At 76.3% G+C, this 20,548-nt stretch carries 17 protein-coding genes; 10 read left to right on the forward strand and 7 right to left on the reverse strand.

Features of this window, described 5'->3' with window-relative positions; all coding sequences use genetic code 11:
• Positions 1 to 34 precede the first annotated feature (34 nt).
• Together ABWK59_RS29055 and ABWK59_RS29060 are read right to left on the reverse strand one after the other, a co-directional pair.
• Positions 35 to 475 carry a nucleotide triphosphate diphosphatase NUDT15 gene (locus tag ABWK59_RS29055; RefSeq protein ID WP_354643604.1) on the reverse strand — a complete coding sequence of 147 codons (441 nt, stop codon included), beginning with the start codon at positions 473 to 475 and terminating at the stop codon, positions 35 to 37.
• Between the two features lie 38 nt (positions 476 to 513).
• On the reverse strand, positions 514 to 2,001 hold the full coding sequence (locus ABWK59_RS29060; protein ID WP_354643605.1) for an SDR family NAD(P)-dependent oxidoreductase: 1,488 nt from the start codon (positions 1,999 to 2,001) through the stop codon (positions 514 to 516).
• A 154-nt stretch (positions 2,002 to 2,155) separates the two neighbouring features.
• Here ABWK59_RS29060 and ABWK59_RS29065 point away from each other — a divergent pair, with 154 nt between their 5' ends.
• Positions 2,156 to 3,637, forward strand: a complete 1,482-nt coding sequence (locus ABWK59_RS29065; RefSeq protein ID WP_354643606.1) for an MFS transporter — start codon at positions 2,156 to 2,158, stop codon at positions 3,635 to 3,637.
• Between the two features lie 32 nt (positions 3,638 to 3,669).
• Here the strand turns inward: ABWK59_RS29065 and ABWK59_RS29070 are convergent, their stop codons facing one another.
• Entirely contained in the window at positions 3,670 to 4,470 is an 801-nt protein-coding gene (locus ABWK59_RS29070) for an arylamine N-acetyltransferase family protein (protein ID WP_354643607.1), read from the reverse strand.
• Between the two features lie 147 nt (positions 4,471 to 4,617).
• Between ABWK59_RS29070 and ABWK59_RS29075 the strand changes: the two genes are divergently transcribed.
• On the forward strand, positions 4,618 to 5,643 hold the full coding sequence (locus ABWK59_RS29075) for a hypothetical protein (RefSeq protein ID WP_354643608.1): 1,026 nt from the start codon (positions 4,618 to 4,620) through the stop codon (positions 5,641 to 5,643).
• 240 nt (positions 5,644 to 5,883) lie between these two features.
• Here ABWK59_RS29075 and ABWK59_RS29080 read toward each other — a convergent pair whose 3' ends face one another.
• On the reverse strand, positions 5,884 to 6,495 hold the full coding sequence (locus ABWK59_RS29080) for an antibiotic biosynthesis monooxygenase (protein ID WP_354643609.1): 612 nt from the start codon (positions 6,493 to 6,495) through the stop codon (positions 5,884 to 5,886).
• A gap of 198 nt (positions 6,496 to 6,693) precedes the next feature.
• Here ABWK59_RS29080 and ABWK59_RS29085 point away from each other — a divergent pair, with 198 nt between their 5' ends.
• The 6 genes from ABWK59_RS29085 to ABWK59_RS29110 all read left to right on the forward strand — a co-directional run bounded on the left by ABWK59_RS29085 (position 6,694) and on the right by ABWK59_RS29110 (position 15,713).
• Positions 6,694 to 7,881: an AAA family ATPase gene (locus tag ABWK59_RS29085; protein WP_354643610.1), complete on the forward strand. Its 1,188-nt coding sequence runs from the start codon at positions 6,694 to 6,696 to the stop codon at positions 7,879 to 7,881.
• Positions 7,878 to 8,303 carry a hypothetical protein gene (locus ABWK59_RS29090; protein WP_354643611.1) on the forward strand — a complete coding sequence of 142 codons (426 nt, stop codon included), beginning with the start codon at positions 7,878 to 7,880 and terminating at the stop codon, positions 8,301 to 8,303. Before ABWK59_RS29085 ends, ABWK59_RS29090 begins: the two co-directional genes overlap by 4 nt.
• A gap of 113 nt (positions 8,304 to 8,416) precedes the next feature.
• Entirely contained in the window at positions 8,417 to 10,120 is a 1,704-nt protein-coding gene (locus ABWK59_RS29095) for a hypothetical protein (RefSeq protein WP_354643612.1), read from the forward strand.
• Between the two features lie 85 nt (positions 10,121 to 10,205).
• Positions 10,206 to 13,166, forward strand: a complete 2,961-nt coding sequence (locus ABWK59_RS29100) for a bpX6 domain-containing protein (RefSeq protein ID WP_354643613.1) — start codon at positions 10,206 to 10,208, stop codon at positions 13,164 to 13,166.
• A gap of 283 nt (positions 13,167 to 13,449) precedes the next feature.
• Positions 13,450 to 14,073 (forward strand): hypothetical protein, encoded by a 624-nt coding sequence (locus ABWK59_RS29105; protein ID WP_354643614.1) that lies wholly within the window; start codon positions 13,450 to 13,452, stop codon positions 14,071 to 14,073.
• A 200-nt stretch (positions 14,074 to 14,273) separates the two neighbouring features.
• Complete coding sequence (locus tag ABWK59_RS29110; RefSeq protein ID WP_354643615.1) at positions 14,274 to 15,713, forward strand: GuaB1 family IMP dehydrogenase-related protein; 1,440 nt, start codon at positions 14,274 to 14,276, stop codon at positions 15,711 to 15,713.
• A 120-nt stretch (positions 15,714 to 15,833) separates the two neighbouring features.
• Here the strand turns inward: ABWK59_RS29110 and ABWK59_RS29115 are convergent, their stop codons facing one another.
• Complete coding sequence (locus ABWK59_RS29115) at positions 15,834 to 16,565, reverse strand: sulfite exporter TauE/SafE family protein (RefSeq protein ID WP_354643616.1); 732 nt, start codon at positions 16,563 to 16,565, stop codon at positions 15,834 to 15,836.
• Between the two features lie 132 nt (positions 16,566 to 16,697).
• A complete protein-coding gene (locus tag ABWK59_RS29120) occupies positions 16,698 to 17,399 on the reverse strand; it encodes a DUF5995 family protein (RefSeq protein WP_354643617.1) in 702 nt (233 codons plus the stop codon).
• Between the two features lie 199 nt (positions 17,400 to 17,598).
• On the opposite strand from ABWK59_RS29120, the gene ABWK59_RS29125 reads away from it, so the two are divergent.
• Positions 17,599 to 18,348, forward strand: a complete 750-nt coding sequence (locus ABWK59_RS29125; RefSeq protein WP_354643618.1) for an SDR family NAD(P)-dependent oxidoreductase — start codon at positions 17,599 to 17,601, stop codon at positions 18,346 to 18,348.
• A gap of 1 nt (position 18,349) precedes the next feature.
• Positions 18,350 to 19,504, forward strand: a complete 1,155-nt coding sequence (locus ABWK59_RS29130) for an S-adenosylmethionine:tRNA ribosyltransferase-isomerase (protein WP_354643619.1) — start codon at positions 18,350 to 18,352, stop codon at positions 19,502 to 19,504.
• A gap of 195 nt (positions 19,505 to 19,699) precedes the next feature.
• Here ABWK59_RS29130 and ABWK59_RS29135 read toward each other — a convergent pair whose 3' ends face one another.
• The gene (locus ABWK59_RS29135) at positions 19,700 to 20,497 is read right to left on the reverse strand and encodes a methyltransferase domain-containing protein (protein ID WP_354643620.1); all 798 of its coding nucleotides are present in this window, start codon (positions 20,495 to 20,497) and stop codon (positions 19,700 to 19,702) included.
• Positions 20,498 to 20,548: the final 51 nt, after the last annotated feature.

Consider the following 20,548-nt stretch of genomic DNA (forward strand, 5'->3'; position numbering starts at 1 on the left):
TTCCCCGCGCCCCTGGCTGTGGTGGGCCGGGTGCCTATCCCAGCGGGTAGCGGAACGTCCCGTTCGGGGCGCGGTGGTCGGGGAGCCATGCCGCGAGGACCTGGGCCGACGGGTAGAACATCGGGTCGGGCAGGTCGCCGAGTGCGAACCGCTCCCAGCCGCCGCAGGCGTGTGGCTCCGTCACCAGGGCCGGCGCCACGCTGGGCGGTGCCAGGACCGCCGCCGTCAGCCGCGGCCGCCCCAGTTCGTGGTCGAGCAGCACCGCCAGGACCCGCATCTCCTCGGCCGGCAGCGCGATCCCGGTCTCCTCGCGGAGCTCCCGCGCGGCGGCCTGCTCGAAGGACTCGCCGGGCTGGTCGACCTTCCCGCCGGGCAGGCTCCAGGTCGGCGGCTCGCCCGCCGTGATCCGGCGGCCGAGCAGCACCCGGCCGTCCCCGGTGGGGACGATCACGCCGGCTCCGAGCACGGGTGTCACGCGGGTCCTCCTACCAACGGGCCAACGGGCCGAAGAGCCTACCAGCGGCTGGGGGCGTAGTCCTTGAGGAAGCAGCCGTACAGGTCCTCGCCGGCCTCGCCGCGGACGATCGGGTCGTAGACCCGGGCCGCGCCGTCGACCAGGTCGAGGGGGGCGTGGAAGCCGGCCTCGTGCATCCGCATCTTGTCGGGGTGCGGGCGCTCGTCGGTGATCCAGCCGGTGTCCACCGCGGTCATCAGGATGCCGTCGGACTGGAACATCTCCACCGCGCTGGTGCGGGTCAGCATGTTCAGCGCGGCCTTGGCCATGTTGGTGTGCGGGTGCCCGGCGCCCTTGTAGCCGCGGGCGAACACCCCCTCCATCGCCGAGACGTTGACCACGTACTTGCGGCGGGAGGGCGAGGCGGCCATCGCCGGCCGCAGCCGGCTGATCAGGATGAACGGCGCGGTGGAGTTGCAGAGCTGGACCTCCAGCAGCTCCACCGGGTCGACCTCGCTGACCGTCTGGACCCAGCTGTTGGTGTCCACCAGGTCCGGCACCAGGCCGCCGGCGTCGATCGCCGTCCCGGCCGCGATCCGCTCCGGGGTGGCGGAGCCGGTGACCATGGCCAGCGCGGTGACGTCCTCGGCGCTGATCCGCTCGTGCTCGCCGGTGGTCTGCCCGGGCAGGGCCCGCAGGTCGATGCTGCCGCTGCCGAAGCGGCCGATCACGGTGGACGGCGGCAGCTCGCCGGCCGGCAGCGGGGCCGACTCGGCCGCGATCAGCTCGCGGTAGGCGCCGGGGGTGCGGCGGACGGTCTGCGCCGCGTTGTTGATCAGGATGTCCAGCGGGCCGTCGGCCGCGACCTCGTCCGCCAGCGCCACCACCTGCGCGGGGTCGCGCAGGTCGATGCCGACGATCTTCAGCCGGTGGATCCACTCGTCGCTGTCCGGCATCGCCTTGAAGCGGCGGATCGCGTCGTTGGGGAAGCGGGTGGTGATGGTGGTGTGGGCGCCGTCGCGGAGCAGCAGCAGCGCGATGTACATCCCGATCTTGGCCCGGCCGCCGGTCAGCAGCGCCCGCTTGCCGGTGAGGTCGGTACGGGCGTTGCGGCGCGCGTGGTTGAGCGCGGCGCAGTCGCGGCAGAGCTGGTGGTAGAAGGCGTCGACCTCGACGAACCGGCCCTTGCACACGTAGCAGGAGCGCGGTCGCTCGAGTATCCCGGCGATCTCCGTGGTGGTGACCGTGGAGAGGCCGAAGACGCCGGCCGTCTCGTCGTCGATCCGCCCGGGCGCGCCGGTCGCGGTGAGCGAGGTCACCTTGCGGTCGTTGGCGGTCTTGCGGGCCCGGGTCTCCTGGCGGCGCCGCTGCTTCAGGGTGCGGAACACTCCGCCGACGGCCTGGCGGACGGCGATCGCGTCCGGGTGGTCGACGTGCAGGTCGTCGAGCTCGGCGAGTACGGCGAGGCAGAGCTCCAGCCGTTCGGGGTCGAGCCCCGGGCCGTAGTCGATCTCTTCCTCGTTCTGGATGTCCGGGCCCGCCGTCATGCGTTTCGCGCCTACCTCTTCGCCTTGACCGTACCGGCGCACTCTACGGGAGCGGTCGCGGCCGAGGCGAACGGCCGCCGTCGGCCCGCGGCCGGGCGAGCAGGGTTGGCCGGACACGAACATCCCAGGATGCGAGACGGCTAGGATCCGCTCCATGACCAGCGCCGAACAGAGATCCGAACGGACCGCGGGGCGGGACCCCGTCCCGGCACCCGGCCGGGACGGCACCGCATCCGGCGCGCCCGCCCGGTTCGACGCCGCCGGCCGCCGGGTCCTCGCGGTCTGCATGGGAGCCGGGTTCACCACCCTGCTCGACCAGTCCGTGCTCAACATCGCCATCTCGGACGTCCGTGACACCCTGCACGCGAGCGCCGGGCAGATCGCCTGGATCGTCGCCGGGTACTCGCTCGCCTTCGGCCTCGCCCTGATACCCGGCGGCCGGCTCGGGGACGTCCTCGGCCGCAAGTGGCTGTTCGTCGCCGGCCTCGCCGTCTTCACCGGGTTCAGCGCCCTCGCCAGCACCGCCCACAGCCCGTGGACCCTGGTCGCCGCCCGCCTCCTCCAGGGCGCCGGCGCCGGACTGGTCAACTCCCAGATGATCGGCACCATCCAGGACGTCTTCACCGGCCAGACCCGCACCCGCGCCCTCGGCCTCTACGCCCTCACCGGCGGCCTCTCCACCGCCCTCGGACCCCCGCTGGGCGGCCTGCTGCTCGGCGCCGCCGGACCGGATCTGGGCTGGCGGCTGACCTTCCTGCTCGCCGTCCCGTTCGGACTGCTCACCCTGCTCCTCGCCGTCCGCCACCTTCCGCCGCCCACGCCCAGCGCCCGGCACACCGACCTGGACCCGGTCGGCCTGCTGCTGGTCGCCGTGCTCACCCTGGGCGCGATGCTGCCGTTCATCCGGCCGCCCGGCGCCCTCGGCGCCGCCGCCTTCGCCGCCGGCGTGGTGCTGCTCGCCGTCCTCCTGGTCGCCTGGCAGCGCCGGTACGCCCGCTCCGGACGGCACCCGCTGGTCCACCCGGCGCTGGCCCGCTCCCGCCCGTACGCGATCGGCACCACGGTGATGATGGCCCAGTTCGGCACCTCCATCGCCGGGTCCCTGGTGCTCGCCATGTTCCTCCGGGACGGACTGGGCCTGTCCGCGGTCGGCACCGCGCTGGTCACCCTGCCCGCCGCCGTGGCCATGGGCGTCGCCTCCACGCTCTCCTGGCGGGTGGTCCGACGCTTCGGGCAGCGGACCGTCCCGGCCGGGCTGCTGCTCTCCTGCACCGCCCTGCTCGCCGGCGCCGCCGCCGTCCACTACGCCCCCGCCGACGTCCTCCCCGGCCTGCTCGCCCTCACCCAGCTCGCCGCCGGCACCGCCTCCGGACTCATCTACGCCCCCAACCAGGCATACGTCCTGCGGCACGCCCCCGCCGAGGCCGCCGGCGTCGCCGGGGGGATCCTGCAGATGGCCCAGCGGATCGCCGGCGCGGTCGGCGTCTCCGCCGTCTCCGGCCTCTACCTCCGCGCCACCGCCACCGGCCTCGACACCCACCGCGACGCCTACACCCTCGCCACCCTCGCCTGCGCCGCCGGCACCGCCCTCGCACTGGCCCTCGCCACCCTCACCACCCGCCCCCGCTGGCAGTAGCCGACGGGGGGTGGGGGTCACCTCCCGGTTCCTCAGACCTGGGGCAGGCGGGTCAGCTCGATGCCGAAGTGGGTGCGGTACGCGGTGAGGATCTCGGCCTCGCCGAGGTGGACCTCGGTGCGCTCGCCGTCGACCGGCGTGCGGATCAGGCGGTTGCCGCTCAGCGTGATCCGGCCGTCGGGCGTGAGCAGCGAGCAGGTGGTCCGGCGGGTGAAGTGCGACTCCGGCGAGGTGGCCTGCCACCAGCAGGTCGGCTTGAAGTCCTCCAGTCGGTACGGCCGCCGGTCGAGCCGGTACTGCGGCTCGCCGTCCATCAGGACGTCCAGGTCGCGGCCGTCCGGGCCGTCGCCGCTCTCCACCACCCGGAACTCCCCGCCGGGATCCGCCTGTCCGTCCCGCGAATCCAGCCGCAACGGCTCCTGGCTGAACCGCCCGAATCCCACGTCCGCCAGCCACGGCTCGTCCAGCTCGACCCGCAGCGCCAGGTGGTCGAACGGCGGCCCCCACCGCCCGTCCCCGGACACCCGGGCCGACAGGAGCTCCACCCGGTACCCGAGTGCCCGCAGCAACTCCGCGAACAGTCCGTTGAGTTCGTAGCAGAAGCCGCCCCGCCGCCGGGTGACGATCTTCTCGAACAGGGCGTCCGGGTCGAGGTCGATCGCCTCGCCCAGGTGGATGGAGAGGTTCTCGAACGGCACGGCGGCGAGGTGGGCCCGCTGCACGGCGGCGAGAGCGGCCGCGTCCGCCTTCTCCGGGCGGACGGCGCCGATGCGCGCGAGGTAGGCGTCCGCCTGGGCGTCGCTGAGGGTTCCGGTCCGGGTCGTTCGGTCCATGTGATCCACAACCCCCATTCCACACGCCCGGGCCCGCCCCCGGCCATCCGCCGATGGTCCTAGGGCTGGGGCTCCGCGCCGAGCCCCACCCCGCCGTGCACGGAGTGGCGCACCACCCAGCCCCTCACCTGCACGGATAGTGGGGGAGTGCCCGACACCCCGCCTCCTCCGCCCCCTCGACCCGGACCGCCGCCGCTCCGCCGCCGCACGGTCCTGCTCGGTACGGCCGGCGCGATCCTCGGCGCAGCGGGCTGCACCTCCACCTCCCCGTCCGCGACCACCTCCCCGACCCCGAACTCCGCTGCCGGCACCACCGCCACCGGAGGAACCCCCACCCCGCAACCCCTCCCCGCCACCACCCCGTGGCTCCCCGGCCCGGGCGAGGTCGAGCCGGACGTCAAGCTCCGGGCGGTCGAGCTGGTGGAGGCCCTGGGCGCGTGGGGTCCGGGCGGTGAGGGCCTGGGGCCCGCCCGGGCCCGGGTGGCCGCCCTGGGGCTGGACCCGGCGCTGGCGGACCAGGCGGGTCCGCTGCTGCCGTCCGCGCCGGAGGCGGCGGTGCAGGTGGTGGTGGCGCAGTACGGCGGGCTGCTGGCGGATTCGGCGAGCGTGATGGTCCCGTGCCGGCAGTGGACGCGGGCGGCGGACGGCGGGGTCGCGCCGGGCGGTACGACGCTGGACGTCCGGCTGAGCCGGGCGCAGCCGCGTTGGACGGTCACCGCCCTGCAGCCGGCCCAGCCCGGTGCGGCCGCGGCCGTCCTGCCCGCCGCGGCCGCCCGGGTCCTGGCCGAGCCGCGGATCCAGCTGCCCCCGGCGGCGGTCGCGGACCTGCAGAGCGGCTCGGTCCACCAGAGCGTCCTGGAGGCGATGCTCACCCTCGCCCGCGACTACACCTTCGCCGTCACGGTGGTGCGCTCCGGCCACCCGATCGACGTCTACGGGACGGACCGGCCCAGCGACCACCCGCCCGGCCGGGCGTTCGACGTCTGGCAGATCGACGGGCGGATGGTGGTCGACCCTGCCACCCCGCACGACCTGGTCGACGGCTTCATGCGGGCGGCCGCCGCGGCCGGCTCGTACAACGTCGGCGGACCCCGCCAACTCCCCACCGTGGGCAACCAGTTCTTCTCGGACGTGACGCACCGCGACCACGTCCACGTGGGCTTCCGCAGCTGACGCTCCGGAGATGGCGCGGTTCAGTCCGGCCGGCCATGGGGGCGGCGTCGCGGGCCGACAGCTCTCTCCCTCCCTGCCCGCCATCGGGCAGGAGGGGCCCAGGGACGGCTTCTCCTCGGTCGCCGCAGCTCCGCTGCCACTCTCCCCCAGCCTTCGGCCGGGAGGTGCCCCCATCGTCGGCGCCGCCCAGACTCGGCTCTCGACCCGCTCCTTCACCCACCCCCCGATGGCCGGCCGGTCTCACCCCGGCTGCCGGTCCAGCAGGACGGCCTCGAACTCCTCCAGGCCCCGCACCACCACCTGGACCTTCTCCATCGACGCGCCGCGGACGGCCGCCACCGGCCCGCGCGAGGAGTACAGGGTCTCGCTGTCCACGTACAGCGCGCCGACCTGGGCGTGCCCGTGGGCGCGGTCGACGAGCAGCGAGGCGGCGGAGAAGCCGCGGATCCGCCGCAGGCCGGGGAGGGTGGTGTCCTGGAAGACCCGGATCAGCGCGTCGATGTCCTCGGGGTCGACGTCCACCCGGGTCAGCCGGAAGCCCGCCCCGGCGTTCAGCTGCTCGGACGGGAGGTACACCACCGCCTCCCAGTGGTCGATGGTGACCGTCTGCGCGAAGGGGGTGAGCAGGGCGTCGCGCCGGGGCCGCAGGGCCTCGTCGCTGGCCCGCTCCGCCTCGGCGTCGTTCCACCAGGAACCCATGATGAGCTTGCCGGCCTCGCGGTCCGCGAACAGGCCGAAGCCGCGGTATCCGGGCTGCGCGGTGAGCACCTCGACGGCCTCGGCGCACAGGGCGTCGAGCGTCTCCCCGATCCGGGCCGGGTCGCCGGTCGCGTAGACGGTGCGCACGTACATCGGAGGTTCCCGTCGTCGGGCGGGCGCCGGCCGGCGCCGCGGGTACTCGATCGTCCACTTCCATCCGACCGTCCCGCTGGGAGCGCGGGCAAGAGGACTGGGCCGTTCGGGGGAGCCCCGGGGACGGCCCCCGGTCCCGCCCGGCCCGGCGATACTCGCTGGTTGCCGGCCCGGCGGCCCCCGTAAGCTCCGGTGCTTGTGAGCGAGTTGAGCAGCAGCGAGTCGAGCGGTAACGGGTCGGGCGGCAGCGGGTCGGGCAGCGCGGCGCTGGCCGCGGACGCGAAGCGGGTCGGGGAGGCCGTCGCCGTCGCCGGCGAGGGCATGGTGGACCGCGAGGTGCTGGCCGAGGTGGTCGCGCTGTGCGCGGTCGCCGGGGAGCACCTGCTGGTGGTCGGCGCGCCCGGAACGGCGAAGTCCGAGGCGGTCCGGCGGGTGGCGGGGCAGCTGGGCGGGCGGTACTTCGAGTACCTGCTCGGCCGGTTCACCGAGCCCAACGAGCTGTTCGGGCCGGTGGACCTGCGCCGACTGCGCGAGGGCGTGGTGGAGTTCGAGACCGCCGGGATGCTGCCCGAGGCCGAGATCGCCTTCCTGGACGAGGTCTTCCTCGGCTCGACGGCCGTCCTCAACACCCTGCTCGGACTGCTGAACGAGCGGGTCTTCCGACGCGGCCGCACGGTCCTGGCCAGCCCGCTGCGGGTCTGCGTGGGCGCCGCCAACCACCTGCCGGAGGACCCGGCGCTGGCCGCCTTCGCGGACCGCTTCCTCGCCCGGCTGTTCGTCGAACCGGTCGCGGACGCCCGGCTGGAGGAACTCCTGGAGGCGGGCCGCCGCGCCACCCCGCGCACCCCCGGCGGGGAGAGCCTGCTGGGCGCGCTGGACCGGCTGGCCGAGGCCGCCCGCGCCTGTGACCTCTCCGAGGTCACCGGCCCGCTGGCCACCGCCATCCGCCGGCTGCGCGCCGCCGGGGTCGAGATCAGCGACCGCCGCGCCGTCCGCTCGCAGCGCCTGGTGGCCGCGGCGGCCGTCCTCGACGGGCGGCGGGCCGCCACCGTACGGGACCTGTGGGTGCTGCCGCTGATCGCCCCGACCGCCGACGCCCACGCGCAGGCCAGGGAGGTCCTCGCCGACCTGGTCGGCGCCTCCGCCAGCACCGGCCTGGCCCACGCCGCCGAGGAGCTGTCCCGCGGCGCCGCCGCCCGCGCCGAACGGCTGGCCCGGACCGCCGAAGGACTGCTGACCGCGCACGGCCCCGCCCCCGAGGACCGCGACGCCCGGCTCCGCCTGGAGGCCACGCTCCGCGAGATCGACGCCTCCTTCGACTCCGCCGACCTCCCCGAGCCGCTGGCCGGCGTCCGGGCGAGGCTCGTCGACGCGGTCCGCCCGTGACCGGCACGCCCCGCCACACCCTCACCTGGAGCCGCCGCGAGCCGCCGCTCGACCCGGCGGCGGTCGCCGCCACCGGCCCGGCCGCCCCGCTCCTGGCCGCCGCCGCCCGCGAACGCATCGCCGCCGGGGCCCGCCTGCGCGCCGCCGCGGACGGGCACACCCTGCTGCTCCTCGGCGACCCGGCCGACCTGCCCTGGACGGACGGCTGCCGCTACCTCGGCTGGGAGGACGGCGTCCTGGTCCCCACCACCGCCCGCCCCTGGCCACCCGCCACCCTCTGGCGCGACGCCCTCGCCCCGGACCGCACCACCCTGCTCGCCCTCCTCCCCGAAACAGCGCTCCTCACCCCGTCCCCGCCCCACCCACTCGACCAGGACACCCTCACCGCGTCCTTCCCCCCACCCGAGCCCGGGGACCGGTAGGCACCGGGGACGGCCTTCCTGCGCAACCGGTCAACCCCAGGGAGCGCAGCCGGGCCGGTACGCCGAGCGGCCGACCCACGACAGACCACGTACCCGAAGGGGGAGGAGCGGACATGAGCCCTGCAGCCGCCGCGCCGCAACTGCCGGCCGGACTGAAGCCGTGGGCGGAGGGCCTGTCGGCCCTGACGCCCGGGCTGGCGGTGGAGATCGGGCCGCTGGTGCGGCGGATCGACGCGCTGATCGCCGCCGGCGAGCCGTTGACCGCGCCCGACGGTGACCTGGACGGGTACGGCGGGTTGGACCGATCCGGGGTGCCGGAGCGGTTGGCGGTGGCCGAGTGGCTGCTGGCCGAGGAGCTGCCGGAGGAGTTCCTGCGGCGCCTGGTCGAGCGTGAACTCCTCTACACCTCACCCGAGTTCCGCCGCGAGGAGCACCGCGGCCGGGTCGTCGCCCTGGTCGACGCCGGTCCGGCCCAGGCCGGTCCTGGACGCCTGGTGCAGCTGGCCGCCCTGCTGGTGCTGTACCGCCGTGCCGCGGCCCGCGGCTCGGAGCTGGTGGTCGGGGTGCTCGGCGAGGCGCCGGAGCAGTGGCTGACCGGCGAGCTCACCGAGGTGCTGCCCCGCTGGCTGCGCGGACGCCGCGACGAGGAGCCCGTCCCGGCCGATCTGGCCCGCGCCGAGGGGGCGTTGGAGGCCGCCGACGAGGCGTGGCTGCTCGCCTCGCCCGATTTCGCCGCCGAACTCCCCTCCCGGCGGCGGACGTTGGTGTCCGAGATCGCCGCATGGGGTCCCATGGGTGCCACCCGGGTCCGCGTGTCGGTGGGCGGCCAGGGTGTCGAACTTCCTTTGCCGGCCGGGGATATCGCCGTCCGAGCGCTGCGCGGGGCGGAGTTCCGGCGGGCCACGGGGGCGGCCGCCGTCCTGGTGCCCGACACCCCGGACTTCGGCGCGCCCGCCTTCACCGGGACGTCCCGGACCCTGCTCGTCCGGACCGCCCCGGACCGCCTGCTGGTGGCCCGGGTGCCGAGCGACCACGGGATCCACACCACCCGGCCGACCCGCCACACCCTCCCGGGAGGGGCCCTCGCCGCCGCCAGGATCGGCCGTCGGCTGATCACCCTGGTCGCGTCCAGGGGCCGCCTGCGTACGCACGTCATCGGCAAGCCGTTCGGCACCCGCGAGCCTCTCGATCCGGCGGCGCTCGGTCTGGACGAGTCCGGTCTCGCCGAGCTGCTCCGCGGCCCGCTGCTGCCGCTGCTGCAGGACGGGGCGGACCTGCTCTGCCCGGTCGCCGGCACCTGGTGGCGGATCCGCCCGGACGGCGGGGTGCGCGACGACGGCCCGGTGGAGCCACCACCCGGCCCGGACGCGGACGGCCCGGATGCGCCCGCCGACGCCTTCCCCTGGCCGTACCAGCCGCGGATCCACCCCGGCCCCGTCCCGGCGGAGGTGGACGCGGCACCGCACCGTCGGTACGGCGCGGAGGGTGTCGCCTGGTCCGAGGACGGCCGGCACTGGTGGGTGGCCCGGCCGGACGGTGCCCGCGTGGAGATCCGGGTCCCGGACGGGGACCGGGTCCTGGGCCTGGTCACCCAGGGCCCGCAGGCCGCCCTGATCACCCGAAGCGCCAACGGCGTGCTGGTGCGCAGCGTCCGCCCGGGCAGCAGCCGTACCCTCAGCTCGCTGTCCGACGGCGGCGGTTCCCCGCTGGTCCACCCCGCCCTGCCGCTGGTCGCGGCCCGGCTGCGGGGTGACCGGATCGTGGTCGGCGACGCCTTCACCGGCGCGACCCTGCTCACCCTCGGCGGCAGCGCATGACCGGCCTCCCCGCGGCAGGGCAGCTGCCTTCGCGGGCCGGCGCCGCCGTTCCCGGTCCCACCCCGCTCACCTCCGGAGACCCCGCATGACCGGCATCCCCGCGCCCCGCACCACCGCGGTCGGCGCCTTCCGCGGCACGGTCCGGGCCGCCGCCCTGGTCCTGGACACACCGGCGATCGGCCCGGCCGAGGCGGCCGGACGCGTCCTGGCGCACTGGCGGGCGGGCGCCGAGCTGCGGCTGCTGCCGGACGGGCGGTGGCTGCTGCGCCTGGCCGCGCCGGTGGACCTGCGTGCCGACCGGGCGCCCGGCCTGCCGCTGGCGGAGCGGGCCGGGGCGCTCCGGTCGGCCGGGGTGGCGGAGACCGGACTGCCCGGCGAGGTCGTGCTGCTGCACGGCGGGGCCACCCGGCGGTACCGGCTCGCGGACCTGCCCGCGCTCCACCCGGAGGAGTGGCTCGATGCGGCCGGGCTGGAGATCCGCCCGCTGACGCCGCTCGGCCGCCCTTTTGACCCGGAGCCGCCGGTCGAGGACGTCCCCGAGCGGCCCGGGCCCGACCTGCGGGCGGCGGCCGGGGTGGCCCCGCAGCCCGCAGGTGCCGTCCCCGGGGACGGCGGCGGCCGCAGCGCCCGGTACCGCGAGTGGTTCGGCATCCTCGGACTCCTCGCCCTCGCCGCCTTCCTGACGATGGCCCAGGAAGAGGGCTCACGGTTCCTCGGGCACCAGCTCCTGGTCGCCGTCCTGTCGATGCTCGTCCTCGCCGCCCTCATCGCGGTGCTGCCCGGCACCCCGGCGGGTACCGGCACCTCACCGAACCGCCGTGCGGCGAGCGGCGGTCGGCAGGTCGGTCAGGCCGTTGCCGCGCTCGCCACCGCCGCCGCGCGGATGGGCGGTCGGCTGGTCCGCGCGCTCGCCGGCCCGCGCCTGCCCACTCGCCGGACCCCCGCCCCCGCCTCGACCCCTTCCGTACCTGCGGGAAGCCGGCCGCCCGGCCTGCTCCGCCGGCTCCTGGGCCGAGGCGGACGGGCGACCGGCCGCCAGGCCCCTCGCGTCCGGGACCGCTGGGCCGAACTGCGCACCCGCTTCTCGGCGTTGGCGCTGCGCAGCCCGGCCGGTCCGGTGCTGGGCGGTCGGCACGCCCGGTACCTGCGGCGGCTCACCGAGGCGTTCGAGCAGCGCCGCTGGGAGGACGCGCTGCGCGACGCGGTCGGCATGGCCTCCGGCGCCGGCACGCCGGGCTGGCTCAGCCTCGGCGTACCGCAGCGCCGGCTCGGTCCGCTCGACCCCAGCCCGTTCGCCTCCTCCGGCGGGCCGATGGTGGCGTACGGCCCCGACGTCCAGTCGCACCTGCGGGCGCTCTACCGGCGCGCCGCCGAGGAGTTGGAGCGTGCGGGCCGGGTGGCCGAGGCGGCGTTCGTGCTGGCCGACCTGCTGGGCCTGCCCTCCGAGGCGGTGGCCCTGCTGGCCCGGGCGGGCCGCCACCGGCAGGCCGCCGAACTCGCCGAGGGCCGGGAGCTCGATCCCGAACTGGCCGTCCGGCTCTGGTGGCAGGCGGGCGAGCGGGACCGCGCGGTCCGGCTCGCCCGGACCCGGAAGGCCTTCGCCCACGCCGTGGAACGGCTGCGGGAGACCGACCCGGCCGCGGCCCGCGAGCTGCGGACCGCCTGGGTGCTCGACTGCCGCGAGGCCGGCGACCGGTTCGCCGCCGTGGAGGCGGCCTGGCCGGACGAGGAACTCCGCCCGATGGTGGCCGCCGACCTGCGGGACGCCGTCGCCCTCGGCGGAGCGCCGCGCGCCAGGGCCCTGCCGCGCCTCGCGGCCCTCGGCGCCGGTGCGGCCGTCCGCCCGCTCACCCTGGCACTGCTCACCGGCCGCGGCCCCGAACTCGCCGCGGAACGCGGCCGGTTGGCGGCCACCCTGGCCGAGTTCCCGGGGGCGGACCAGGCCCTCGACCGTGAGCTGGCCACCGCCGCCGCCCGGGCCGTGGTCCGCGACCGGGGCTTCGGCCCGTCCGCCTCCTGGGACGGCGCCGACCGCCGGCTGTTCGCCGACCTGCTCCGACGCGCGGACCCGCTCACCGCCGCCGACCTGCGTCCGCCGCGCCGGGGCCCGCAGCCCTCCGGACCGCTGGTCGCCACGGCCCACGACGAGCCCGGACGGCTGCCCGCCACCGACGCCGCCCTGCTCGAATCCGGCGCCGTCCTGGTGGCCCTCGGCCAGGCCGGGGTCAGGCTGCTCGGCCCGGACGGCCGGGTCAAGGCCCGCTGGGGCACGCCCTGCGACCGGCTGGTGCCGGCCGACCACGGCTCGGTGGCACTGCTGGTGGCCCGGTACGGCGCCAGCTGCGAGGTCGCCCGCCTCGACCTCGCCACCCGCAAGGTCCGCCGCTGGGCCACCATCCGGGCCGACTGGCTCGCCGGCTCCTTCGACGGCCGGACGCTGATCACCGCGGACGGCGACGGCATCGCCGTCCTCGACACCACCGCCGAACGGCCGACCGTGGTCTGGCGCGAACTCGGCGCCGAATCCCGGCTGGCCGGTCCGATCGCCCGGACCGCCACCTCCTGCTCCGCGGTGGTCGCCACCGGGCGGCTGCTGGAGCTCTGGCGCTGGGACCTCCCCGGCTGGGAGCTGCGCTCCCGCCACCCGCTGGACCCCGCGCGCGACCAGGTCCACGGGCTGACCGCCCACGGCGCGGCGGTCACCCTGACCGGCACACCCGCCGACGGCTACCGGGTCCGCTGGCACGGCTCCCACGGCGAGAACGACCGCACCCTGCCGGGCGGCCCCGCCCCGCTCCTGCTCACCGACGCCGAATGGCACGGCCTGGCTCTCCCGCAGCCGGACGCCTCCGTCCGGCTCGACCTGGGCACCAACGGCTCCGCGTCCCCCGTCGCCCGCCTGCTCCTCCCCGCCACCACCCCGGACGCCATCCGCCTCCGCGGCCACGGCCCCACCACCACCGTCCTCCTCCCCGACGGCCGCATCATCGCCACCACCCCCGACACCCCCACCCCAGCCGCCAACCTCCGCCTCACCCCGTCCTGACCCCCACCCCTAGCACTCGGGTACACCTCAGGGGCGCGTGGGGGCACCTCGGGGGCACCTCCCAGCCGCCAAGGCTGGGGGAGAACTGCGCGAACCGGAAGGCACCGCGCCGGCACTCCCGCTCCACCCAGCCCCCGCACCCCGGGCGGCCCCTCGCAACCGAGCCCGCCCCCCGCGCAGCGGACCGGACGCCCGCCTCAACCACGCCCCCCACACCCCCACACCCTCACCCCCGTCGCGCGTCGCGCCCCCGTTCACCCGCCCGGCGCGAGACGATGCCGTCATGGACAGCTCGTCGCTCGTCAGCACCCGCCGTGCGCTGCACGCCGTCGCCGAACTGCTGCTCGCCGGCCCGCAGTACCGGGCCAGCGGCACCATCCGGCTGCGCGCCCACCCCGGAGGCTTCGCCACCCGGCTGGAACCCCGCCTGCAGGTGGTGGGCGCCGAGCTGATGGGTGCGGGTCGCCGCCTGCCGCTGCGCGCCACCACCTGTGCCGAGCTGGCCGCCGCCGTCGGCGTCGAGCCGGGTGCGCCGGCCGGCCTGTACGGGGACGGCTCGGGTGCGTCGCCCCAGGACGCGGTGGACGCCGACCCGGTCGCGGCCGAGCTGATCGCCGGCTGCTTCGCCGCCGCGGACGCCGTCCTGCGCGAGCTGTTCCCGGGGGCGGACCCGGTGATCTGGCCCGAGCACTTCGACATCGGCGTCACCGTGGACGGCGTGAACTACGGCGTCTCCCCGGGCGACGCGTACAGCTCCGCCCCGTACGCGTACGTCGGCCCGCACACCCCGCGCACCGGCCCGTTCTGGAACGCGCCGTTCGGTGCGGCCCGCCCGATGAGCGAGCTGGCCGACCGTCCGGCCCTGCGGGAGTTCCTCGCCGAGGGCTGCCGGCAGGCGGCCCTGTAGTGCTCTCGTAGGATCCTCCAATCGTCCGGGGCGTCCTCGCCCCCGCCCTTGTGTGGATCTTCAATCCTTCGGCGTGAACTGGCTTCGAACGTGGGTATGACGGAGTATTGAACGTTGGGTGCGGGGCGCCCGAGAGCGCCCCGCGGCATCGCCGCAACCGCGCCCGAGGTGTACGTTTCCCCAGCCAGAGAGCCCCCTTCATGCGCTTCCTGAACGACCTCAAGCCCGCGTACGACCTGACGTACGACGACGTCTTCATGGTCCCCAGCCGTTCCGCCGTGGGCTCCCGGCAGGGCGTCGACCTCTCCTCGCACGACGGCACCGGCACCACCATCCCGCTGGTCGTCGCCAACATGACCGCCATCGCCGGCCGCCGGATGGCCGAGACCGTGGCCCGCCGCGGCGGCCTGGTCGCCATCCCCCAGGACATCCCGATCGAGGTCGTCTCCGAGGTCATCGGCTGGGTGAAGCAGCGCCACCTGGTGCACGACACCGCGCTCACCCTGGCCCCGGGCGACACCGTCGCCGACGCCCTCTCCCTGCTGCCCAAGCGTGCCCACGGCGCGCTGGTGGTGGTCGAGGGCGGCAAGCCGGTCGGCGTGGTCACCGAGCACGACTGCCAGGGCGTGGACCGGTTCACCAGCCTCTCCGAGGTGATGTCCCGCGACCTGCTGCTGCTGGACCAGGACATCGACCCGCGCGCCGCCTTCGACCGGCTCAACGAGGGCCACCGCAAGCTCGCCCCCGTGGTCGACGCCCAGGGCGCCCTGGTCGGCCTCCTGACCCGCAAGAACGCGCTGCGCGCCACCCTCTACACCCCCAACACCGACGCCGCGGGCAAGCTGCGGATCGCCGCCACCGTCGGCATCAACGGCGACGTGGCCGGCAAGGCCAAGGCGCTGATCGAGGCCGGCGCCGACGTGCTGGTGGTGGACACCGCGCACGGCCACCAGGAGTCGATGATCAGCGCCCTGCAGGCGGTCCGCGGGCTCGACCCGCAGGTGCCGATCGTCGCGGGCAACGTGGTCGCCGCCGACGGCGTGCGCGACCTGGTCGAGGCCGGCGCGGACATCCTCAAGGTCGGTGTCGGCCCGGGCGCGATGTGCACCACCCGGATGATGACCGGTGTCGGCCGCCCGCAGTTCTCCGCCGTCCTGGAGTGCGCCGCCGAGGCCCGCCGCCTGGGCAAGCACGTCTGGGCCGACGGCGGCGTCCGCCACCCGCGGGACGTGGCGATGGCGCTGGCCGCCGGCGCCTCCAACGTGATGATCGGCTCCTGGTTCGCCGGCACCCTGGAGTCCCCGGGCGACCTGCAGACCACCGCCGACGGCCGCCAGTACAAGGAGAGCTTCGGCATGGCCTCCGCCCGCGCGGTGCGCAACCGCACCTCGGAGGAGTCGGCCTACGACCGCGCCCGCAAGGGCCTGTTCGAGGAGGGCATCTCCACCTCGCGGATGTTCATCGACCCGGCCCGCCCGGGCGTCGAGGACCTGATCGACTCGATCATCGCGGGCGTCCGCAGCTCCTGCACCTACGCCGGCGCCTCCTCGCTGGAGGAGTTCCGCGAGAACGCGATCATCGGCGTCCAGAGCGCGGCCGGCTACGCCGAGGGCAAGCCGCTGCACTCCAGCTGGGCCTGACCCCTCCCGGGCACAGCCCCAAGGGCATCGGAAAGGCCGGCCGGCTCCCCTCCGCGGGGGCCGGCCGGCCTCTCCGGTACCTCGGACCGGTACCTCGGACCGGTACCTCAGAGGGGTCCCTCAGAGTTCCGCCAGGCCCTTCACGGCCGTGACCACCCCGCCGGCCAGCGCCAGCAGCAGGACGATCCGCCGGGCCGGGCGCTCCGGCGTCCGCGCGCCCAGCGCCGCCCCGACCACCGTCCCCACCGCCACCCCTGCCCCGGCCAGCGCCCACGCCGGACCGGACAGCTGCGGCAGCCCCTTGGCGCTCACCGAGAACACGTTCACCAGGAACCCGTAGAACTGGGCGTTCGGCACGAACTCGCGGACCGTCCAGCCGGCGTTCACCGCGTACAGCGAGATCGCCGGGCCGCCCACGCCCGCCGAGGCGTTCATGAACCCGCTGGCCGCCCCCGCGGCGACCGCCCCGCCGCGGCCGCTCAGCGCCGGCACCCGGGTCCCCAGCAGCACCAGCAGCACCGCCGCGGTCACCACCGACCCCATGCCCACCAGCAGCACCGGCTCCGGCAGCCGCGCCGCCACCCACGCCCCCAGCGGCACCGTCACCGCGGCGGCCAGCACCAGCGGCAGCATCGCCCCCAGCCGCACCCGCCGCCACGTGGTGGCCAGCCCGATCAGGCTGATCGCCCCGGCCGCGCAGTTCGACAGCGCCACGCCGGTCGCCGGGGCCAGCAGCAGGACCAGCGCCGGCGCCGACACCAGCGCGAAACCGATCCCCGCCATCCGCTGCACCGACGAGCCGACCAGCACCACCAGCCCCAGCGCCAGCGCGGCCGTCCACTCGCCGGTCATCGTGCACCTCCTCCACCGCCGCGTCCGCGCCCGTCGAACCGCCGGGCACCCCAGCCTGCCCCACCCCGCGCCCGTCCCCGTGACCACCCCACGCGGCACCGGCTGCGGCACGCCTGCCCGTCTGCCCGCCGTTCAGCCCCGGCCGGGTGCCCCCGCGCCGTCGAGCGGCGTGAGCAGGGCGCGGCCGACCATGCCGACCGAACCGGCGAGGGCGGAGGCCACCGCGTCGTACGCCAGGCGCAGCCCGCGCAGCTCCCAGAGGGCCAGCACGCTGGCCCAGGCGGCGTCGCGGGCCTTGTCGATGCTCCAGACGCCGATCACGTGCAGCAGCGGGTCGGCCAGCTGCAGCTCCTCGGGGCCGGGCAGGAGCTCGTCGCGGACCTCGTCCTCGACCTGGGCGAGCAGGTCGTTGATCCGCTGGTAGTCGGCGGCCAGGGCGGCGGGTCGGCGGCCGAGCCGGGAGCAGGTCTCCAGGACGGCGAGCGGCAGGTCGTTCTCGATGTGCGCGTTCATGCCCGCCAAGGCGAACTGCAGCGGATGGATCCCCGGACGGTCGCGCAGCTCGAACAGCGGCCGCCAGCAGGCGGCGACCCGGTGGCCGGCCCGGTCGGCGTCCACCGCGGCCAGGAAGCGGGCGGCGAACACCGCGTCCAGCTCCGCGAGGGCGGCCGGATCGTCGAAGTAGGCCCCGGCCAGCCGCTCCCGCACCAGCACGGTCACCTTCAGGTACATCCGGTTGAACACGGCCACCCCGTCCCGCGGGGGCAGGGCGGCGGCCAACTCCTCCATCCGCACGATCGCCTGGTCCACCGTCAGCAGCTCACCGGTCGTCATCGCACACCCCTTCGCCTCGTCCCGCCCCCACCATCGCAGCCACCCCCCACGACCGGAAGCCGCCGACCGAAGGACGTGACGCGCATGGTCGGACAAGCCCCAAGGCCGACCTAAGCCCGTGGGCGTAGGGCGAAGTGCCCGGCCGGGGACGGGCCGGTGGCCGATCCGGGAGGCGGGGGTGCGGAGGGAGGGTCGGGGTATGGAGAACACACCGATCCCCGCCACGCCCGTCGCCCTGATCACCGGCGCCTCCCGCGGCCTCGGCCTCGAACTCGCCCGCTCCCTCGCCACCGACGGCTGGCAGCTGGTGATCACCGCCCGCGGCGCCGCCGGCATCGAGGCCGCCCGCGGCGAGCTGTCCGCCCTCACCACCGTGGTCGCCGCCGCCGGCTCCATCGTGGACGACGGCCACCGCGAGCTGCTCGCCGCCGAGGCCGCCCGGCTCGGCGGCGTCGACCTGCTGGTGAACAACGCCTCCACGCTCGCCGGCTACGACCTCGGCGGCGCCCCGATGCCCGCCCTCGCCGACTTCCCGCTGCCCGGCCTGCTGGAGACCTTCGAGGTGAACGTCCTCGCCCCGATCGCGCTCACCCAGCTCCTGCTGCCCCAGCTGCGCGCCCGCCGCGGCGCCGTGCTCAACCTCAGCTCCGACGCGGCCGTCGAGGCGTACGCCGGCTGGGGCGGGTACGGGGCGTCCAAGGCCGCCCTGGACCACGCCTCCGCGGTGCTCGCCGCCGAGGAACCCGACCTCGCGGTCTGGGCGGTCGACCCCGGCGACATGCGGACCCGGATGCACCAGGAGGCCTTCCCCGGCGAGGACATCTCCGACCGGCCGCTGCCCGCCACCGTCGTCCCCGCGCTGCGCGCGCTGCTCCGTGACCGCCCGGCCTCCGGACGGTACCGGGCCGCCGACCTCAGGCCCGCGGCGCTCGTCCGGACCGGGGCCTGAGATGACCGGCACGTCCACGACCACCATGGACGCCGACGCCGCGCTGGAGTTCACCGTCCCGCCGGAGCTGTCCGCCCGCGCCCCGGCGGAGGCCCGCGGGCTGGCCCGCGACGGCATCCGGATGCTGGTCGGCCGCCGCGACGGGCCGACCACCGAACACCACCGCTTCGCCGACCTCCCGGACCTGCTGCGCCCCGGCGACCTGCTGGTGGTCAACAACTCGGCCACCCTCCCCGCCGCCCTGTCCGGCCGGCTGCCGGACGGCACCCCGGTCGCCGTCCACCTCTCCACCGCCCACCCGGATCCGCGCGGCCACCACCTGGTCGAGCTGCGCCGCCCGACCTCCGGCGCCGCCGCGTCCTACCCGCCCGGCACCTCCCCGGCCCGCCCGGGACTGACCGTCACCCTCCCCGGCGGAGCCCGCGCCGAGCTGACCGCGCCCTTCACCCCGCGCCTCTGGTACGCCCGCCTCCACCTGCCCGCCGCCCCGCCGAACCCCGCCGCCCCGCTGAGCCCCGCTGTCCCGCCGAGCCCCACCGACCCCGGGAACCCCAGCCGCCTGATCGCCTACCTGGCCCGTCACGGCCGGGCGATCCGGTACGGCTACACCGACCGGGACTGGCCGATCGAGGCGTACCAGACGGTGTTCGCCGCCGAGCCGGGCAGCAGCGAGATGCCCAGCGCCGCCCGGCCGTTCACCGCCCGGACGGTGGCCCGGCTGGCCGCCCGCGGGGTGCTGGTCGCGCCGATCACCCTGCACACCGGGGTGGCCTCGCCGGAGGCCCACGAGCCGCCGTACGCCGAGCGGTACCGGGTGCCGGGGCCGACCGCCCGCCTGGTCGGCCACATCAGGGCGGAGGGCGGCCGGGTGATCGCGGTCGGCACCACGGCGGTCCGGGCGCTGGAGTCGGCCACCGGCCCGGACGGCCGCCTGTGCGCCGCCGACGGCTGGACCGAGCTGGTGATCACCCCCGAGCGCGGGGTGCGGACGGTGGACGGCCTGCTGACCGGCTGGCACGAACCGCAGGCCTCCCACCTGCTGATGCTGGAGGCGGTGGCCGGCCGCCCGCTGCTGGAACGCTGCTACCGGGAGGCGCTGCGCCACCGCTACCTGTGGCACGAGTTCGGCGACGTCAACCTGCTGCTCCCCGACTGAGCAGGCCGGGGTGTCGGATCGTACGAGAAGGGCGCCGCGGGGCCGGGCCGGGTTCGGCGGATCGGGCACGGTGGCAGGTGACGGGCCTTCATGTTCACGGCCGGTGACTCCAACGGACCGGGGCACCCGGGCGTCACCCCGGTCATCCCGGAGAGCGACCGGATCACCGCCTGACCCGGGCGGGTGCCGCCGGGCTCAGGGCGTGGGCCGGCGGCCCCAGGCGCCGACCATGAAGTTGGGGGCGTAGCGGACGTCCTGCCGCTCGATCAGGGCGACCGCCGCGTCGAGTTCGGGGGCGTCCAGCAGGCCGGTGGCGAGCAGCCGCGGCCGGAGGCGGCGCAGGGTCAGCGGGATGAACGGCGAACCGCCGGACAGCAGCGGGGCGTGGATCCGGCCGCCGACCGCGGTCAGCCCGACCCGCTCCAGCGCCTCCGGCAGCCGGCGGCCGAACCCGGTGTCGACGCCGGCCCCGCCGAAGGCCGCCTCCAGCGCCCGGTACAGCCGCCCGGCCAGCACGGTGTGCCCGGCGGGCCAGTACCGGGCGACCGCCTCGGCCATCGGCCCCTCGATGTCGAAGTCCTCCACCAGCACCCAGCCGCCGGGGCGGACCGCCGCCGCCATCCGGCGCAGGGCCTCCTCCCGCCGCGGCAGGTGCTCGACGACGGCGCGGGCGTGTGCCAGGTCGAAGGCGGCCTCCGGCAGCGGGTCGGCCAGCAGGTCGTGCCGGCGCAGCCGGAGGTTCGGCAGGCCGTGGCCCTCGGCGAACCGGGTGTCCAGATCGGTCGCCAGCACCGTCCCGGAGGGGCCCACCAGGCCGGCCAACTGCCGGGCGGTGCTGCCGGCCCCGCAGCCGACCTCCAGGCAGTCCCAGCCCTCGGCGACGCCGAGCAGCCGGAACAGGTCCCCGGTCGGGCCGTCGTACACCTGCTCAAGGGCGGTCAGTCGCGCGTACTCGTCGGCCCACGCCGGATCGAACAGGTAGGGGGAGGTCACGCCGTCTCCTTCGGGTCGCCCCGACGCTACCGGGCCCCGGTCGCCACCTCC

The organism is Kitasatospora sp. HUAS MG31 (genome assembly GCF_040571325.1).
GTDB lineage: Bacteria > Actinomycetota > Actinomycetes > Streptomycetales > Streptomycetaceae > Kitasatospora > Kitasatospora camelliae.

Excerpts from the sequence above, each read along its gene's own strand:
- ABWK59_RS29080 (WP_354643609.1), bottom strand. The coding sequence starts at position 6,495 with ATGTACGTGCGCACCGTCTACGCGACCGGCGACCCGGCCCGGATCGGG.
- ABWK59_RS29115 (WP_354643616.1), bottom strand. The coding sequence starts at position 16,565 with ATGACCGGCGAGTGGACGGCCGCGCTGGCGCTGGGGCTGGTGGTGCTG.
- ABWK59_RS29125 (WP_354643618.1), top strand. The coding sequence starts at position 17,599 with ATGGAGAACACACCGATCCCCGCCACGCCCGTCGCCCTGATCACCGGC.
- ABWK59_RS29105 (WP_354643614.1), top strand. The coding sequence starts at position 13,450 with ATGGACAGCTCGTCGCTCGTCAGCACCCGCCGTGCGCTGCACGCCGTC.
- ABWK59_RS29110 (WP_354643615.1), top strand. The coding sequence starts at position 14,274 with ATGCGCTTCCTGAACGACCTCAAGCCCGCGTACGACCTGACGTACGAC.
- ABWK59_RS29120 (WP_354643617.1), bottom strand. The coding sequence starts at position 17,399 with ATGACGACCGGTGAGCTGCTGACGGTGGACCAGGCGATCGTGCGGATG.
- ABWK59_RS29100 (WP_354643613.1), top strand. The coding sequence starts at position 10,206 with ATGACCGGCATCCCCGCGCCCCGCACCACCGCGGTCGGCGCCTTCCGC.
- ABWK59_RS29070 (WP_354643607.1), bottom strand. The coding sequence starts at position 4,470 with ATGGACCGAACGACCCGGACCGGAACCCTCAGCGACGCCCAGGCGGAC.
- ABWK59_RS29095 (WP_354643612.1), top strand. The coding sequence starts at position 8,417 with ATGAGCCCTGCAGCCGCCGCGCCGCAACTGCCGGCCGGACTGAAGCCG.
- ABWK59_RS29130 (WP_354643619.1), top strand. The coding sequence starts at position 18,350 with ATGACCGGCACGTCCACGACCACCATGGACGCCGACGCCGCGCTGGAG.
- ABWK59_RS29060 (WP_354643605.1), bottom strand. The coding sequence starts at position 2,001 with ATGACGGCGGGCCCGGACATCCAGAACGAGGAAGAGATCGACTACGGC.
- ABWK59_RS29065 (WP_354643606.1), top strand. The coding sequence starts at position 2,156 with ATGACCAGCGCCGAACAGAGATCCGAACGGACCGCGGGGCGGGACCCC.